Below are 16,108 nucleotides of genomic sequence, written 5' to 3' on the forward strand. Positions count from 1 at the left end.
TTCAGATCAGGTTGCTGACCTGTGGCTCGACGCCGAGCAGCGCGCGTCCGTAGATCTCGCGGCTGAGGTCGGGGGAGAGGATCTGGTGCCGTACCACCGTCTCCAGGTCGCGCCAGATCCGCTGGACCGGGTTGCCCAGGTCGAACCCGCCGCTCCCACCCGCGTCCAGGAGCAGGCCCACCGCCTGCTGCGTGCTCCGCATGACGGTGCCGACGTCCATGCGGATGCGGGCACGGGTGTCCAGGTCCAGCGGGTGCCGCTCACGGACACCCTGCTCCATGTCCCGGACGGCCCGATCGGCGTGCATCCTGGCGGTGTCGATCAGCCGTGCGGCGTCGGCGACGTTGAACTGCACGCTCGGTGAGTCGATCGCGTTCTGGTAGATCGACGTCCCGACCGCCCGGCCCGCGCCGAGGACGTCCAGCGTGTGTTCCAGAGCCGCGGCGGCCAGGCCGAGCGCCGGGGCCGCCTGGGCGACGGCCACCAACGAGGACGCCGAAATGGCGTACCGCGGCTCGTCGGAATGATCGGCCGCGTAGTCGCCGGCGAGCGCCCTGGGCATCGACAGAATGCGATGTTCGGGCACGAAGACGTCGTCGACGACAACGGTGTTGCTGCCTGTTCCCCGCATTCCGGCGACATTCCAGGTCTCTTCGATGCGGGCCTGGCTCATCGGCACGAGCACCAGCTTCCGGTCGACGACCGCGCCCTGCTCGTCCTGAACCGGTAGGCCCCCCATGACCCACTGGGCGTGGTTGCAGCCGGACATGGGCCGCCACCGCCCGCTGACGACCATGCCACCCTCCACGGCGCGGCTGCGAGCACTCGGGTTCGGGTTCAAGCAGACCGCCGCATGCGGGTCGGCGGCCCAGACGTCGGAGCGGGCGCGGTCCCCGAGCAGGCCGACCCAGTGGGAGCCCATCGAGAGAAGCGTGGCGACCCAGGCGCTGGAGCCGCATCCGCGGGCGAGCTCGGCGACCACGTCGACCCATGTCCGGAAGTCGACCTCAGGTCCTCCGACACAGCGCGGGGCGCCGAGTGCGAAGAAGCCCGCGTCGCGCAGCGCGGTGACGTTGTCCTCGGGGAGTCGGCCGAGGCGCTCGGTCTCGGCGGCGTTCGCACGCAGGAGCGGCACGAGCTCCCGGGCCCGATCGATCAGTTCGTCGTGCGGACTCGTGCATTCCGTCGAAATCGACGGTGAAGGGCCGATCACAGTTCCTCCACGGTCTGGGTCGACGTTCGACGAGAATGGGTGACCATCTTCGCAGTATTGGCGCCGGGGCCGGTGACAGGCAATGCACGGGTGTCGTCGGCCATGTTTCGGTGTCCGGGCTCCCGGCTAATCGCCGGCATGGTGGGGGCGAGCACGGTACGAACCGACGTTCCGGCTCGAATGGATCGCCTCCCGTGGGTGCGCTGGCACCGGCTCGTGCTGCTGGGCCTGGGCACCGTCTGGATCCTCGACGGTCTCGAGGTGACGATCGTCGGCGCGCTCGCCGCCCGGCTCACCGAACCGGACAGCGGCCTGGCGTTGACCGACACCGAGGTCGGGCTCGCGGCCGCGATCTACGTCGCAGGCGCCGTCGTCGGCTCGCTGGTGTTCGGCTACCTGACCGACCGGTTCGGCCGCAAGAAGCTCTTCCTCGTGACGCTCGGGCTCTACCTCGCGGCCACGATCGCCACCGCCTTCTCCTTCACCGCCTGGTTCTTCCTCGTCATGCGGTTCCTGACGGGCGCAGGCATCGGCGGGGAGTACGCCGCCATCAACTCGGCGATCGACGAACTGGTGCCCGCCCGCATGCGTGCCACCGTGTCGCTGGCCGTGAACGGTTCGTACTGGGCGGGCGCCGCGGTCGGGGCCGCGCTCACCCTGGTGCTGCTCGATCCCGTGCTCATCCCGGCCGAGATCGGCTGGCGGGTGGCGTTCGCCCTCGGCGCCGTGCTGGGTGCGGTGATCCTCGTCGTCCGCCGGCACGTCCCGGAGAGCCCGCGCTGGCTCTACACGCACGGCCGCAACGACGACGCCGAGGCCCTGGTCGGAGACATCGAGCGCGGGGTCGAGCGGGAGACCGGTGCGCCGTTGCCCCCGGTGGAGGACTTCCTGGAGGTGACCCGGCGAAGCAGCACCGGCTTCGGCGAGATCGCCAGGACGGTGCTGGGCACCTATCCCCGGCGCGCGCTGCTCGGGCTCGCGCTCTTCGTGGGCCAGGCGTTCCTCTACAACGCCGTGTACTTCACCTTCGGGCTCGTCCTCGCCACGTTCTTCGGGGTGCCGAGCGCCTCCACCGGCCTCTACCTCATCCCGCTGGCGCTGGGCAGCCTGATCGGGCCGCTGGTCCTCGGCAGGCTGTTCGACACGATCGGGCGCCGGGTGATGATCACGGTGAGCTATGTGGGTTCGGGTCTGCTGCTCGTCGGCACGGCGTGGTTGTTCTCGGCGGGCGCACTGTCGGCCTGGACCCTCGTGGCGGCCTGGACCGCCGTCTTCTTCCTCGCGTCCTGCGGCGCCAGCGCGGCCTATCTCACGGTGTCGGAGATCTTCCCGATGGAGATCCGAGCCATGTGCATCGCGCTCTTCTACGCCGTGGGAACGGGACTCGGCGGGATCATCGGGCCGGTGCTCTTCAGCTCGCTCGCGGCGAGCGGCCGCGAGGAGAACGTCGCATTCGGTTACTACATCGGCGCCGGGGTCATGATCGTCGCCGGGCTCGCCGAGCTCCTGCTGGGGATCGAGGCTGCCGGCCGGTCGCTGGAGGACGTCGCGGCGCCGCTGTCGGCACGGACGGCGGGCAGCCGGGCCGGGCACGCGGAGACCGACGGGCGGCCACCAGGCCGTCCGGCCGTTGCCGCCCGCAGCGACAACCAGGCGCCTCCGATCGAGGACCCCGAACGAGACCGGGAGCTGGGCGCCATCCTCGAGGCGCTGCGCAACGGCCCGTTGCCGTCGTCGGAGCTGGGCGAACGCGTCGGCGCGGACGCCTGGGCGCCCGACCGGTTCGCCGCGGCGCTGCGCTACGGGCTGGCCGTGGGCGCGCTGGTCGACGACGGGCCGGACGGCGCGGTGCGGGCCCGCTTCCAGGACTGAGGGCCAGATCACCCACCCGCCGACCGAGTGGCGTGGTTGCGCCCCAGGTCGGCGGGGAGCATCGTTGAGGCTGCTCGGGGTTGGTGGTGCCCCTCATTTACCTCACCACCGGAGGTGAGTATCGGATGACACGGCGCTTCGAGCTCGCCTCGGCCGGCTCCGAGGTCCCGCAGCCGCGCACTCCTGTGTCGCTGCGTCCCGATCTGCTGACGGTGCCGGTGTCCGAGCCGCGAAGCGGAGTGCTCGTCGTCGCACCGGCGGGCGAGGTGGATCTCTCGACCGCCGGGCTGCTGCGTGAGGTGGCGTTCCGGGCCGTGGACGCGGGCCCGAAAGGGCTGGTCGTGGACATGTCCGGCCTGTTGTTCTGCGGTTCGACGGGGCTCGTCGTGCTGATGGACGCCCGCAGTCGCGCAGACGCAGGTGGAGTCTCGTTCCGCACGGCAGCCGCTGGACGGGCCGTACGTCGCGTCCTTCAGATCACCAACCTGCTCGAGGTGTTCCGGCACTGCGACACCCTCGACGAGGCGATCGCCGAGATCGCCTGAGCCGAGAGCCGCGCCCGCGGGGTCGTTCGGTTTCCGGAGCGCGACGGAGCGTAGTAATTGGCTCCGACGAGTAGCAGTTGCGCCTGTGAGGTTTTCTTCGCAGTGGCAAGAGTTAATCCCTTGGCGTGAACATTCTGCTGTGGCACGTGAACGGCTCGTGGACGACGCCCGTCGTCGGAAGGAGCTGCTGCTGATGCGTATCGCGATGGTGTCCGACCACGCCAGCCCCCTCGCCGCACTGAGCGGGACCGACGCCGGCGGCCAGAACGTGCACGTGCTGGAGCTGAGCTCCGCTCTTGCCGCGATGGGCCACGAGGTGACGGTGTGGACGCGCCGCGACGATCCCTCGCTTCCCGACACGGTGCCGTTGCGACCGGGCGTGGTGGTCCGCCATGCATCGGCGGGCCCGGCCGAATCGCTACCGAAGGACGAGCTGGTGCCGCACCTCCCGGCCTTCACGGACACGGTGAAGGCGGCCTGGGCGACCGATCGGCCCGATGTCGTCCACGCGCACTACTGGATGTCCGGCATGGTGGCGCTCGCCGCCGCGGGTGGGCGGATACCCGTCGTGGAGACCTTCCACGCGCTCGGGAGCGTGACGCGCCGCCACCAGGGCAGCGAGGACACGAGCCCGGAAGGGCGCATCCGTGCGGAGCTCGCCGTGGCTCGCGCGGTGGATCGCGTGCTCGCCACCTGCACCGACGAGGTCTTCGAGCTGGCGCGGCTCGGTGCGCCGCGCCGGCGGATCAGCGTGGTGCCGTGCGGGGTCGACACCGAGCTGTTCGCTCCCGAAGGGCCGGTGGCGCAACGCTCCGAGCGACCGCGGCTTCTCTCACTCGGCCGAATGGTGCGGCACAAGGGTGTCGACGAGGTGATCGAGGCGTTGCGCCGCATTCCGCACGCCGAGCTGGTGGTGGCCGGCGGGGCGCATTCCGACGATCCGTACGCCGAACGGTTGCGCTCGCATGCAGAGGCCGTCGGGGTGGCCGATCGGGTACGGCTGATCGGGCCGGTCGGCAGGGACGAGGTCCCTGCCCTGCTGCGCTCGGCGGACGCGGTGGTGTGCGTGCCGTGGTACGAGCCGTTCGGGATCGTGCCGCTCGAGGCGATGGCGTGCGCGCGTCCGGTGGTGGCCAGCGCCGTCGGAGGGATCCAGGACACGGTGGTGGACCAGGTCACCGGCCTGCTCGTCCCGCCTCGCCGTCCGGACGCCGTGGCTGCCGCGGTGCGTGACCTGCTCGCCTCCCCGACGCGTGGCGCGGCCTTCGGCATCGCCGGGCACGACCGCGTGCTCGCCCGCTACGACTGGGAACGGGTGGCGGCGGCCACCGCGGTCGTCTACGAGGAGGTCATCGAGGTGCGCAACGGCCGCGTCCGTGCCGCAGCGGATCCCGAGCCGGACGTGGACGGTGCCGAGATGGACGGTGCCGAGATGGACGGGACGAAGACCGCAGGCGCGGGCCGATGAGCCAGCGGCGGCGCCTGTGCCGGGCGTACCGGTGCCGCCGACCACGTCGACCGGCACGGTGGCCACGCTGATCGCCTCCTCCGTATTCTCCGGCGACGGCGGTGACCCCGATCGACTTTCGCGGGATCAGATTTTCAGGGTCGGGTTGTAGATATCGAGCCAGATGGCCAGGTCGATGGACCGTCGAGGCTGCGGCGGGTGCTCGGCCGCGCCGGCCCATCCTCGACGACGGCACCGGCCAACCAGTTGCGATCGACCAGTTCGACAACCGGATGGGCTGAGCCGATGACATAGTCTCGGCAGATGCCCCGCAACTTGGTCACGTAGGCGGGATCCTGAGTGGAAGGGTACGGCGCTTTTCTCCGTTCCAGCACGGAGCGGGGCAAAAGGTCACCGACGGCCCCGCGCAGCAGCGACTTCTCCCTCCCGTCATATACCTTCAAAGGCCACGGTGCGTTGTAGACGTATTCGACCAGCCGGTGATCACAGAACGGTACCCGGACCTCCAACCCGACGGCCATGGACAGCCGATCCTTACGGTCCAGCAGCAAGCGAAGGAAACGGGTCAGGTAGAGATGGCTGAGCTGGCGCATCCGATACTCGTGATCATCGTCGTCGTCCAGGCATGGAACCGCCGCGACCGCACTGTCATAGGTATCCCTGGCGTACTCGGGCAACGCCAGTGTGGCCTGCAATCCGGGATCGAGAGTTTCGACGGCCCCTCATGGGCGTCACCTCCGTCAACCAGGGAAAGCTGCGGGCCTGCAGCGCCTCGGGGCTGAAGAACTCGCGGTAGCCGCCGAAGATCTCGTCGGCCGACTCGCCGGACAACGCAACGGTGGAGTGTGCCCGCAAGTCTCGGAACAGCAGGTACATCGACGTGTCCATATCTCCGAGGCCCTGCGGGATGTCCCGGGAGCGCACGACGGCGGTCCGGACATCGATGTCGGTCAGGGCTTCGGGGTCCAGCCGGATGTCCTGATGCTCGGTGCCGGCATGCGCAGCTACCTCGTGCGCGAACGGGGTGTCCGGGGCGTCGCGGGCGGTGTCGGCGACGAAGCGCTCGGTCTGGCCGGCGTACTCGACGGAGAAGGTGCGGATGGTCTCACCTGCGCGCGCCTGCCGCCCGGCGGCGATCTCGGTGATGACGGACGAGTCGAGGCCGCCGGACAGCAGGGTGCAGCATGGCACGTCCGACACCAGCTGACGCGCCACGATGTCCTCGAGCAGTTCCCGGACGTGGGCGACGGTGGCATCTCGGGAATCGGTGTGCTCGCGGGTGGGCAAGCTCCAATAGCGTGTGGCCTGGAGGCCGCCCCGGGGGGTGGTGACCACACAGCCGGGCTCCACCTCACGCATGCCCTCCCACACGACCATCGTCGGCGACTTGGATTGACTGAACATGTCGCGCAACCCGTCCAGGCTGACGACATGCTCGGCGAGCGGGTGGGCCAGGGTCGCCTTCGGCTCCGAGCCGAACAGCACGCCGTCCTCGGTTTCGTAGTAGTACAGGGGCTTGACGCCCATCCGGTCGCGGATCATGACGAGCCGCTGGATCCGGGCGTCCCACACGGCGAACGCGTACATCCCGTTCAGGCGCTCCGCCGAGGCGCTACCCCATTCCAGGTAGGCGCGCAACACAACCTCGGTGTCTGAATGCGTCTCGAAATAGTGGCCCCGGGAGACGAGCTCGTTGCGCAGCTCGGTGAAATTGTAGGTCTCGCCGGAGTAGACGAGCGCCACCGGGCCGTCGGCGGTTTCTTCGACCATCGGTTGCCGCCCGCCCGCCAGGTCGATGATGCTCAGGCGCCGGTGCCGCATGCCCGCGCACCCAGGTGCCCTCGTCGTCGGGGCCTCGGCAGGCCATCGTGTCGGTCATCGCGCTGATGGCTTCGGATTCGGCGTGCAGGTCGGCGTCGAACGCCACCCAGCCGGTTATTCCACACATGAAGGCCCCCCGAATCCATGATCCTCGGAACGAGGATGCGAGAACTGTGCCAAGATCGCGATCGGTGATGATCGTGGCTGCTGCTATGTGTCCGCATATCGTCGACGGTGACGATGCCGGCTGCAGCTGAAAGCGAGCGACCAGGCCAACGTACGCCACATGGATCGCGGGGCGCCATCGTCGCAGGATCACAGTGATACCGCTCACGGGAATTCGACGCCGACGCGATATTCCGGCTTCCTACTTATGAGGAAAACTAATTGCTTGAAACGGCTGAGGTTCTGACGGATGCCGGTCACCAGGAAGTCTGGATGCGGGCGCGGCGTCACTTCTTCCAGTCGCTGAGCTCGACCCGCTCGGCGAGCGCACGGATGGCTTCCGCACCGCCCGTCCCGAGCCCGCGCCGGACGACGTTCAGGGCCCCGCACGCGGCGCCTGTGCGCAACGCCTCCCGCACCGGCGCCCCCTGCACGAGTGACGCCACGACGCCCGCCGTCATCGAGTCGCCCGCCCCGCGGGTCTCGGCGGGGGTCAGCTCCGGCACGCGGATCTCCAGGACGTCACTCCCGTCCTGGAGTCCCTCCGGCAGGAGGGCGAGTGTGGGCTCGGCGGCACGCGAGACGATCACCGTGCCGGCACCCTCCGCTCGCAGCTGCCGCATCGCTGCGACCAGCGTCGCCGGGTCGTCGTTCTCGGCGCGGCCGTCCGCGAGCAGCTCTTCGTGGCTCACCTTGATGACGAACGGGCCGCCCTCGAGCACTGCGTCGAGACGTTTGCCCGAGAGGTCGGCCGCCACGCGGCAGCCGTTGCGGGAGAGGTCGGCGGCGAGGCGGGCGTAGAGCGCCGCCGGGATCACGTCGTCGGAGTTCGGGCCGCCGAGCAGGGCGGTGCCGTGCGTGATGCCTTCGTGCAGCATCAGTTCGTAGAGAGCGTCTTGCTCGTGGCGGTCCAGCGGCGAGCCGGGCGCCTCAGCGATCGGGTCGCGGTCGCCGTCCCGGCGGTCGTGCACATAGCCGCCGTTGCGCGAGTCGACGGGCACGGCCCGCAGCTCCACGCCCTCGCTGGGGAGCAGGTGCCCGAGCACGTCACCCGCCTCGCCGCCCAGGGTGGCGCACAGCACCACCGGGACACCGAGACTGGAGATCATGCGGGCCTGCCACACCGCCTGCCCGCCGGCGTGGACGTGGATGTCGGGCACACCGGCCCGGTCTTCGATGGTGACGGTCAGCAGGGGAGAGGGAGCGAAGACGACGACTGTCGGTGGCATGTCCGTTTCGTACCCGTATCGCCTTTTTGCTACGCGGTGGGCATTCCAGGTCGCGGAGCGTCACGCGGGGTCGGGCGCCTCCGACGGAGGACCGTGCTCGTCTCGCCCGTCGGTGTCTTGACGGGCCCCGTCCTCGTCCTCGTCCTCGTCGTCCTCGGGCTCGAGGGCGTCCGGCCGGACGCTACTGGGACAGTCGCTCGGGTCGAGCCGGGGTCGTGCGCTCTCGACGGGCTCGTGTTCGTGCTCGGTCATGCGCTCGGGTACCCCGGCTGGTCATGACCGACTCGCGGGCAACGGACGTGCACCGGCTCCGGGGAACCGGTGCACGTCCGACCGGCCGTCAGGACAAGTTCATGATGTTTCCGTCGGCGTCCAGGTCGATCTTGTGCGCCGCGGGATGCGCCCCGAGCCCCGGCATGGTGCGCATGTCGCCGCAGATCGGGTAGATGAAGCCCGCACCCACCGACGCCCGCACCTCCCGAACCGGTAGTCGCCACCCCGTCGGCGCGCCCTTGAGCGAGGGGTCCGACGAGATCGACAGGTGCGTCTTCGCGATGCACACGGGCAGGTGCCCGAACCCGTTGCGCTCGTAGGAGTCGAGCTGACGCGCGGCGGGTGGGTCGTAGTCCACGCCGTCGGCGCCGTAGACCTCCCGCGCGACGATCTCGATCTTCTCCCGCAGCGGGGCGCTCTCGGGGTAGAGGAAATGGAAGTCCGACGGTTCGTCGGCTGCCTCCGCCACCGCGCGCGCGAGATCGGTGGCGCCGCGTCCGCCGTCGGCGAAGTGCGTGCACACCGCCGAGCGGGCGCCCATCGACTCCGCGATATCGGCGATCGCGGCGTGCTCGCTCGGGTGGTCGTCAGGGAAGGCGTTGATCGCGACCACCGCGGGGATGCCGTGCAGGCGGATGTTCTCGATCTGCTTGCGCAGGTTGGCCCCGCCGATGTGCACCTCGTCGGGGTTCTCGGCGAGCAGCGCCTCCGGCAGTGGCCGGCCGGCCACGATGCGGTGCTTGCCGGAGTGCGCCTTGAGCGCCCGGACCGTGGTGACGACGACCGCGGCGTCGGGGGTGAGACCCGAGGCACGGCACTTGATGTTGAAGAAGCGCTCGGCGCCCATGTCGGCACCGAACCCGGCCTCGGTGATGAGGTAGTCGCCGGAGTGGATGCCGATCAGGTCGGCCACCACCGAGGAGTTGCCGTGCGCGATGTTGCCGAACGGGCCCGCGTGCACCAGCACCGGAGTGTTCTCCAGCGTCTGCAGCAGGTTGGGCGCCATCGCGTCCCGCATGATCACGGCCATCGCGCCGGCGCCGCCGATGTCCTCGGCTGTGACCGGCTTCCCGTCGCGGGTGTAGGCCACGACGATGCGTCCGAGCCGTTCACGCATCTCCGGGACCGACCGGGCGAGCGCGAAGATCGCCATTACCTCGGACGCCGCCGTGATGTCGAACCCGGTCTGGCGCGGCACGCCGTCGAGCCGCGAGCCCAGCCCGACGATGACGTTGCGCAGCGCCCGGTCGTTGACGTCGAGCACCCGGCGCCAGGTGATGTTGTGCTGGTCGATCTCGCTCTCGTTGCCCTGGAACAGGTGGTTGTCGAGCACCGCCGAGAGCATGTTGTGGGCGGCGGTGACGGCGTGGAAGTCGCCGGTGAGGTGCAGGTTGAGCTGCTCCATCGGCACCACCTGCGAGTAGCCACCACCGGCGGCGCCACCCTTGATGCCGAACGTCGGCCCCATGGACGGCTGGCGGATCGCGATGGTGGCGCGCTTGCCGATGTGGCGCATCGCCTGGCCGAGCCCCACGGTGGTGGTGGTCTTGCCCTCACCGAGCGGCGTCGGGGTGACTGCGGAGACCACGATGTACTTGGCGCGCGGCCGGTCGGCGAGCTCGTCGATCGCTGCGAGCTCGATCTTCGCGACCTGCCGCCCGTAGGGCGTGACGAGGTGCGGCCCGATGCCCATCTCGGCGGCGATGTCCCCGAGGGGTTGTAGCTTCGCCGCCTTCGCGATCTCCAGGTCGGTCGGAAATCCGGCCATCAGCCCAGCCCCGCCGCTGCGCGCAGCTCGTCGGCCTTGTCGGTGCGCTCCCACGTGAAGTCGGGGTCGTCACGGCCGAAGTGGCCGTAGGCGGCGGTCTTGCCGAAGATCGGGCGGTTCAGCTGCAGGTCCCGGCGGAACGCGGCCGGGCGCAGGTCGAAGTGCTCGTCGACGAGCTTGCGGATGTTCGCGAGGGGCACGTGCTCGGTGCCGAAGGTCTCCACCAGCACCGACAGCGGCCTGGCCACCCCGATCGCGTACGCCACCTGCACCTCCACCTTGTCGGCGAGCCCGGCGGCCACGAGGTTCTTCGCCACGTAGCGGGCAGCGTAGGCGGCGGACCGGTCGACCTTGGACGAGTCCTTGCCGGAGAACGCGCCGCCGCCGTGGCGGGCGAACCCGCCGTAGGTGTCGACGATGATCTTGCGGCCGGTGAGGCCCGCGTCGCCGACCGGGCCGCCGATCACGAACCGGCCCGTCGGGTTGACGAAGTAGTTCTCCTTGAGGGCCTCGGCGGAGTAGAGCTCGGCCGGGATCTCGCGGGTGACGACGTGCTCCCACAGGTCGTTGCGGATCTGCTCCGTGGAGACCTCCTCGGCGTGCTGCGTGGAGATCAGGACCTTCTCGACGGCGACCGGAACGCCGTCGCGGTAGCGCACGGTGACCTGCGTCTTCCCGTCGGGACGCAGGTAGGGCAGCGTGCCGTCCTTGCGCACGGCCGCGAGTCTCCGCGAGAGCCGGTGGGCGAGCGCGATCGGCAGGGGCATGAGCTCGGGGGTCTCGCGCGTGGCGAAGCCGAACATCATGCCCTGGTCGCCCGCGCCCGCGCTGTCGAGCTCGTCCTCGGAGAGCTTGCCGCGGTGCTCATGAGCGACGTCGACACCCTGGGCGATGTCGGGTGACTGCTTGTCGAGCGTGATCATCACGGCGCAGTGCCTGCCGTCGAAGCCGTAGGCGCCGTCGTCGTAGCCGATGTCGCAGATGGTGCGCCGCACGACCCCGGCGAAGTCGATCGTGGCCCTGGTGGTGATCTCGCCCGCCACGACGACGAGCCCGGTGGTGACGAGCGTCTCGCACGCCACGCGCGAGGTCGGGTCCTCAGCGAGTGCCGCGTCGAGGATCGCGTCCGAGATCTGGTCGGCGATCTTGTCGGGGTGGCCCTCGGTGACCGACTCCGAGGTGAAGAGGTGTTCGTTCTCGGCCAGGGGGATCACGTGTTCTCCTTCTGGATACGGTCGCGGACAGCGGCGGCCGCGCTGGTCATTGCGCGCAGCTTCGCGCGGGCGGCGTCGGCCGGCACATGCCGGAGCCCGCAGTCGGGGGTGACGAGAATCCGGTCGGCGGGCAGGACCTGCAGAGCCCGCTCGATGCGCTTCTCGATGACGTCGACCGCTTCGACGTCGGGCGTCTTCACGTCGAGGACGCCCACGCCGAGCACGCGGTCCCACCCGTGACGCTCGATCAGCTGCAGGTCCTCGTCGCCCTTGCGCGCGAACTCCAGCAGGAGCTGGTCGACCGCGGCGTCCAGGACGGCGGGGAACAGGAAGTCGTAGTGCCCCTCCCACAGGGGACGGGCATAGCGGTTGCCGTAACAGACGTGCAGCGCCCAGGTGACCGGGACGTCCTCGGTGACGATGTTGACCGCCTCCACAGCGAGCCCCACGTCCTCAGGGTGCCCCGCGAGCAGCGGTTCGTCGATCTGCAGCAGCTGCGCGCCCGCCGCGGCGAGCGCGCGGGCCTCGGCGTTGAGCACGCGGGCGAGCCCGCGCACGAGGTCGGCCCGCTCCGAGTAGGCGGCGGCGCCTCCGCACCGCAGCCGCCGCGACAGCGAGAACGGGCCCGTGACCGAGAACCGCACCGGCCGGTTGGTGTGGGCGAGGGTGAACTCCAGGTCCGGGACCAGCCCAAGCGGCCCCGGCCCGGGGTCGGGGATCGGCCTGGGCAGGTGCAGGTCCAGATAGTCGAAGTAGAAGGCCTTCACGGCGTCGCGCACCTCGACGCCGGGCACGCGGGCCAGCAGGTAGTCGATGTCGTTGTCACGGCGCAGCTCACCGTCGGACACGATGTCGATGCCTGCCACCTCCTGGTCCTTCAGCGCGGCCTTCACCGCCATGTCGTGCATGTCCGCGAGCTGGCTTCGGCTCACGCTGCCGTGGTGGATGCCGGTCTTGGCCCGCTCCAGCCAGTCCGGCACCGACCATGATCCGATCACAGTGGTGGGGAGCAGCGTGCGGGTGGGCCGGGGCGGAGGTTCCGGCGTGGCCTGCGGGCCCGCCGGGGTCGTGTCCGGGATCGTCTCCTGGGCCGTCGTCACGGTCATCAATCCCTCACGTCCGCCGTCATCGTGGTGATGTTGCTGCCGCTGCGCCGGAACGGCGCGAACGAGACGTCGAAGCCCTTGCGGGCACCGATGTGGGCGAGCAGCGGCCCGTTCACCCAGTTCACGACCGACCCGTCGTACTTGCCCGGACCGCGGAAGCTGTTGCGGAACTGGTGGGGGTCGGTGACGACGATGTCGTGGCACTGCAGCGTGCCGTAGGGGTGCAGCAGCGGGAGTGTCTCGGCGAAGCTCGTGGCCGCCCCGTTCGACACGTGCATCCGCACGTCCCCTCCGGTGGAGAGCAGCGGCCGCAGCAGCTCGCCGTTGATGCCGGGGGCGATCTCGTAGGTGTCGAGGCCGTGCAGTGGAACGTAGCGTTCCTGCAGCTTCAGCGCCTGCCAGCAGGCCCGCCAGAACTGCACCGCTGCGGGAACGTCGGGGAAGTGCTGCGGCATCGCCTCGGCAAGGAGGGTGGGCCCCAGGCGCAGCAGCTTCTGCACGAGCGCGGCGAGCGCCTGCTGCTCGATCCCGAGGCCCGCGGCGATCGCATCGGCCTCCGGTTCGGGGAGGTAGGCCCGTGCTTCCACCAGGTGCTCGCGCTGCCCGATCGTGGCGATCTCGTCGGTGGGCAGGTTGTCGTAGACGTTCGAGATGTAGACGAAGAAGACCTTGAACTTCAGAAAGGCGAGCGAGGTCAGCGGGCGCATGGCGTCGAGCACGAACGAGCTGACGTGCTCGGCGTGGCCGCGGACGGTGGCCCGGGCCATCTCCAGAACGTGCGGGGAGTAGTCGCACATGAGGTAGTGCAGGCGCCGGTAGTACTCGCGCCCGTGTGCCCGGTCCATCTCGACGAACGTGTCGAGCCAGGTGCTGGCCTGGTTGCCGTTGCCCACGCCGAGCTCCACGACGTAGAGCTCCTCGGGCAGCGCCCGGCGCTCGGCGAGCGAGTCCCAGATCGCGAACAGCCTGCCGATGGTCTCGCGCACCGGCTCCAGGTGGCGCGCGTCGCTCTGCCCGCCCGGCAGCGCCGACTCGTAGCCCTGCCCCGTCGCCTCCTCCCACAGCTGCAGGTGCTGCCAGTACAGCGAGTTGAACGCCCAGATCTGGCTGGAACGGCTCGGCGCCCACTCCTCCAGGATCAGGTGGCGGGCGCTCGCGCCTCCGCCGCGGTGGGCGTGCAGGGCGGCGCCCACCCCGGAGCTGACGGCGTCGGGGTCCGCACCGGAGAGTCCGCGCAGGTCCAGGGCCAGCTCGGGCGGTCCACCCCCGACGACCGGGCGCAGCTCGACGGGGGTGCGGAAGTTGTTGCGGTACTGGACCCAGTCGGCCACCACCCGCAGCCGGGACAGGTCGGTGACCGGCCCGTCGTCGGCGTTCTCGGTGCCGAGGGCGCCGAACACCGGGGCCAGCGCCGCGGTGATGTCCACGGCGTTCTTGCCCCGCAGCCGGGCCGCCGGCCGGATCTCAACCAGCACGTGCACTCCTCTCCAGCCCGGCCCGCTCGAGGATCTCGGGGATCCCACGCTCGTAGCCGAACGCCATGATGTGCACCCCGGCGACACCGGGGATCTCGCGCAACGCCTGGATGGTCTCCACGCAGATCGCCACGCCCTCCGCGGCGACGCGGTCGGCGGGCACACCGCGGAGCCTGCGGCCGACCTCGTCGGGGACGTGGATGCCGGGCACCTTGGTGCGGATGAACTCGTACGCGCGCAGCGACCGGATCGGGCCCACCCCGGCGAGCACGGCGCAGCGGGTATCGAGGCCACGGTCTGTGACCTCGGTCATGAAGCGGGCGAAGCCTGCGACGTCGAACACGAACTGGGTCTGGCAGAACTCCGCGCCCGCGGCCACCTTCTTGCCCAGCCGCGCCGCGCGGAAGTCGGTCGGCGGGGCGAACGGGTTCTCCACGGCACCGATCAGGAACCCCGGCCGCGGGTCCAGTGGCCGTCCGGAGAGCAGGAGCCCGTCGTCGCGCATGGTGCGGGCGGTCCACACGAGCTGGACGCTGTCGAGGTCGAACACCGGCTTCGCGTCCGGATGGTCACCGAACCGGGGGTGATCCCCTGTGAGCAGCAGCACGTTGGGGATGCCGAGGGTCGCGGCGGCGATCAGGTCGGACTGCAGCGCGATCCGGTTGCGGTCGCGGCAGGTCAGCTGCATCACCGGCTCCACACCCGCCTCGGCCGTCAGCAGGCTCCCGGCGAGGCTGGAGAGCCGGACGTGGGCCCCCTGGTTGTCGGTGACGTTGGCGGCATCGACCCAGCCGCGCAGAAGCGCCGCCGACTGCCCGACCGAGTGCGGGTCGACGCCGCGGGGCGGCCCGATCTCGGCCGTCACCGCGAACCGGCCCGACGCGAGCGCTCCGCGCAGGCCGCCTGCCGTGCGCAGCTGCGGGGGCGCGCTCACGAGTCCTCCTCGCTGACGCTCGTCGGCCGCGTTCGCGGGGCTGCTGTGTCCGATGATTCGCTCGCAAGCTCGCGCGTGCGCACCGCCGGCAACCCCAGATCCACGGGGGAGCGGTGGATCGCGGGACGGTCGGCGAGCCCGTCGTCGCCGGTCCAGAGATCCTCGTCGCGGCCGAGCCAGTAGTTGACCCAGGAGCTCGACCCGCTGGATCGGCGGTCCACCGGCCGCTGCAGCAGGGCGAGGTCGTCCGCGCGGCCCGCGCTCGCGGCCCGTTCATGGGCGATGACCCAGACGCAGCGTTCGGCCGGGTACACCTCGCACGCACCGCTGGGCGACACCCCTCCGCAGGGTCCGTTGCGCAGCTGCTTCGGGCAGGTCATCGGGCAGGCGTAGCCGGTGGCGGGGAGTGCGCACTGACCACACATCCGGCAGCCGAACACGGCTTCCTTGGTGCGCCGCTCTGCCGCGGTGAACATGCGCAACGCCCGCGGGGAGCGCTCCAGCCAGGCGGCCAGCCGCCGGTACGCGGAGTTCGGCCGAAGGAACGGAGCGAGGCGATAGGTGCCGCGCGCAGATGCTGCCGGCGGAGTGGGGTGGGGCCGTTCCGTCATCGGGGTGCCTCTCCCTCGCAAGTGCCGTCGAATCGCGAGCGGTCAGCGCGTTTGTGGCCGATTACAGCCCGCGCGGGCACTCAGCCTGTGGGCGTGGAAGGGTCGGAGCCCGCGGTCTCCACGGCGATCATGGCGCGGGCGACGACGGGCTGGAGGTGCCTCGGCAGTGCCGCGGTGCCTGCGCGCAGGTGTGCCACGGCCGCCCGCAGAGCGGTGACCTCCGCGCGCAATGCGGCGATGACAGCCTGGTCAGCGGCGGCACGCTCGGTGTCGGCGTGCCCGGAGATGCGCTCCAGCTCGCGCAGGAGCGGGCCGACCGGGGAGGTCTCGGCAGCGGTGCGCAGATCTTGTCGCGGCCTCGAAGTCGTGTCCACGCCCGCTCCTTCGCTTCGTCGTCCCGGTGGGTGTTGGTGA

General features: G+C 70.4%; 13 protein-coding genes and 1 pseudogene. 3 read left to right on the top strand and 11 right to left on the bottom strand.

Translation table 11 applies throughout. The annotated features are described in order from the left end of the window. Nucleotide 1: 1 nt before the first annotated feature. Nucleotides 2-1,213 carry an acyl-CoA dehydrogenase family protein gene (locus MMF94_RS07415; RefSeq protein WP_277398669.1) on the bottom strand — a complete coding sequence of 404 codons (1,212 nt, stop codon included), beginning with the start codon at nucleotides 1,211-1,213 and terminating at the stop codon, nucleotides 2-4. A gap of 180 nt (nucleotides 1,214-1,393) precedes the next feature. Here MMF94_RS07415 and MMF94_RS07420 point away from each other — a divergent pair, with 180 nt between their 5' ends. From MMF94_RS07420 to MMF94_RS07430, 3 genes are all read left to right on the top strand, one after another. Further along, nucleotides 1,394-3,085, top strand: a complete 1,692-nt coding sequence (locus MMF94_RS07420) for an MFS transporter (RefSeq protein WP_241035544.1) — start codon at nucleotides 1,394-1,396, stop codon at nucleotides 3,083-3,085. A gap of 125 nt (nucleotides 3,086-3,210) precedes the next feature. After that, on the top strand, nucleotides 3,211-3,630 hold the full coding sequence (locus tag MMF94_RS07425; protein WP_241035545.1) for an STAS domain-containing protein: 420 nt from the start codon (nucleotides 3,211-3,213) through the stop codon (nucleotides 3,628-3,630). A 193-nt stretch (nucleotides 3,631-3,823) separates the two neighbouring features. Continuing rightward, the gene (locus tag MMF94_RS07430; protein WP_241035741.1) at nucleotides 3,824-5,098 is read left to right on the top strand and encodes a glycosyltransferase; all 1,275 of its coding nucleotides are present in this window, start codon (nucleotides 3,824-3,826) and stop codon (nucleotides 5,096-5,098) included. A gap of 126 nt (nucleotides 5,099-5,224) precedes the next feature. On the opposite strand, the pseudogene asnB reads toward MMF94_RS07430, so the two are convergent. From asnB to MMF94_RS07480, 10 genes and pseudogenes are all read right to left on the bottom strand, one after another. Continuing rightward, nucleotides 5,225-7,046, bottom strand: a pseudogene (asnB, locus tag MMF94_RS07435) (asparagine synthase (glutamine-hydrolyzing)). Between the two features lie 325 nt (nucleotides 7,047-7,371). Then, nucleotides 7,372-8,313, bottom strand: a complete 942-nt coding sequence (locus tag MMF94_RS07440; RefSeq protein WP_241035546.1) for a 1-phosphofructokinase family hexose kinase — start codon at nucleotides 8,311-8,313, stop codon at nucleotides 7,372-7,374. A gap of 60 nt (nucleotides 8,314-8,373) precedes the next feature. Beyond that, nucleotides 8,374-8,565: a hypothetical protein gene (locus tag MMF94_RS07445; RefSeq protein WP_241035547.1), complete on the bottom strand. Its 192-nt coding sequence runs from the start codon at nucleotides 8,563-8,565 to the stop codon at nucleotides 8,374-8,376. 88 nt (nucleotides 8,566-8,653) lie between these two features. Beyond that, entirely contained in the window at nucleotides 8,654-10,354 is a 1,701-nt protein-coding gene (locus MMF94_RS07450; protein ID WP_241035548.1) for a formate--tetrahydrofolate ligase, read from the bottom strand. Beyond that, a complete protein-coding gene (gene metK / locus MMF94_RS07455; protein ID WP_241035742.1) occupies nucleotides 10,354-11,559 on the bottom strand; it encodes a methionine adenosyltransferase in 1,206 nt (401 codons plus the stop codon). The genes MMF94_RS07450 and metK overlap by 1 nt, the downstream gene beginning before the upstream one ends. A 5-nt stretch (nucleotides 11,560-11,564) precedes the next feature. Beyond that, nucleotides 11,565-12,674 carry a uroporphyrinogen decarboxylase/cobalamine-independent methonine synthase family protein gene (locus MMF94_RS07460; RefSeq protein ID WP_241035549.1) on the bottom strand — a complete coding sequence of 370 codons (1,110 nt, stop codon included), beginning with the start codon at nucleotides 12,672-12,674 and terminating at the stop codon, nucleotides 11,565-11,567. Further along, nucleotides 12,674-14,149, bottom strand: a complete 1,476-nt coding sequence (locus tag MMF94_RS07465; RefSeq protein WP_241035550.1) for an SAM-dependent methyltransferase — start codon at nucleotides 14,147-14,149, stop codon at nucleotides 12,674-12,676. The genes MMF94_RS07460 and MMF94_RS07465 overlap by 1 nt, the downstream gene beginning before the upstream one ends. Beyond that, on the bottom strand, nucleotides 14,139-15,083 hold the full coding sequence (locus MMF94_RS07470) for a methylenetetrahydrofolate reductase (RefSeq protein ID WP_241035551.1): 945 nt from the start codon (nucleotides 15,081-15,083) through the stop codon (nucleotides 14,139-14,141). The genes MMF94_RS07465 and MMF94_RS07470 overlap by 11 nt, the downstream gene beginning before the upstream one ends. After that, a complete protein-coding gene (locus MMF94_RS07475; protein ID WP_241035552.1) occupies nucleotides 15,080-15,694 on the bottom strand; it encodes a methylenetetrahydrofolate reductase C-terminal domain-containing protein in 615 nt (204 codons plus the stop codon). The genes MMF94_RS07470 and MMF94_RS07475 overlap by 4 nt, the downstream gene beginning before the upstream one ends. Before the next feature lie 80 nt (nucleotides 15,695-15,774). Beyond that, nucleotides 15,775-16,068: a hypothetical protein gene (locus MMF94_RS07480; RefSeq protein WP_241035553.1), complete on the bottom strand. Its 294-nt coding sequence runs from the start codon at nucleotides 16,066-16,068 to the stop codon at nucleotides 15,775-15,777. Nucleotides 16,069-16,108: the final 40 nt, after the last annotated feature.

Source organism: Pseudonocardia alaniniphila, assembly GCF_022524485.1.
Taxonomy (GTDB): Bacteria; Actinomycetota; Actinomycetes; order Mycobacteriales; family Pseudonocardiaceae; genus Pseudonocardia; species Pseudonocardia alaniniphila.

Coding starts and splice junctions, on each gene's coding strand:
- MMF94_RS07445 (WP_241035547.1), bottom strand. CDS start 8,565: ATGACCGAGCACGAACACGAGCCCGTCGAGAGCGCACGACCCCGGCTC.
- MMF94_RS07425 (WP_241035545.1), top strand. CDS start 3,211: ATGACACGGCGCTTCGAGCTCGCCTCGGCCGGCTCCGAGGTCCCGCAG.
- MMF94_RS07430 (WP_241035741.1), top strand. CDS start 3,824: ATGCGTATCGCGATGGTGTCCGACCACGCCAGCCCCCTCGCCGCACTG.
- MMF94_RS07460 (WP_241035549.1), bottom strand. CDS start 12,674: ATGACCGTGACGACGGCCCAGGAGACGATCCCGGACACGACCCCGGCG.
- MMF94_RS07475 (WP_241035552.1), bottom strand. CDS start 15,694: ATGACGGAACGGCCCCACCCCACTCCGCCGGCAGCATCTGCGCGCGGC.
- MMF94_RS07420 (WP_241035544.1), top strand. CDS start 1,394: ATGGATCGCCTCCCGTGGGTGCGCTGGCACCGGCTCGTGCTGCTGGGC.
- MMF94_RS07440 (WP_241035546.1), bottom strand. CDS start 8,313: ATGCCACCGACAGTCGTCGTCTTCGCTCCCTCTCCCCTGCTGACCGTC.
- MMF94_RS07450 (WP_241035548.1), bottom strand. CDS start 10,354: ATGGCCGGATTTCCGACCGACCTGGAGATCGCGAAGGCGGCGAAGCTA.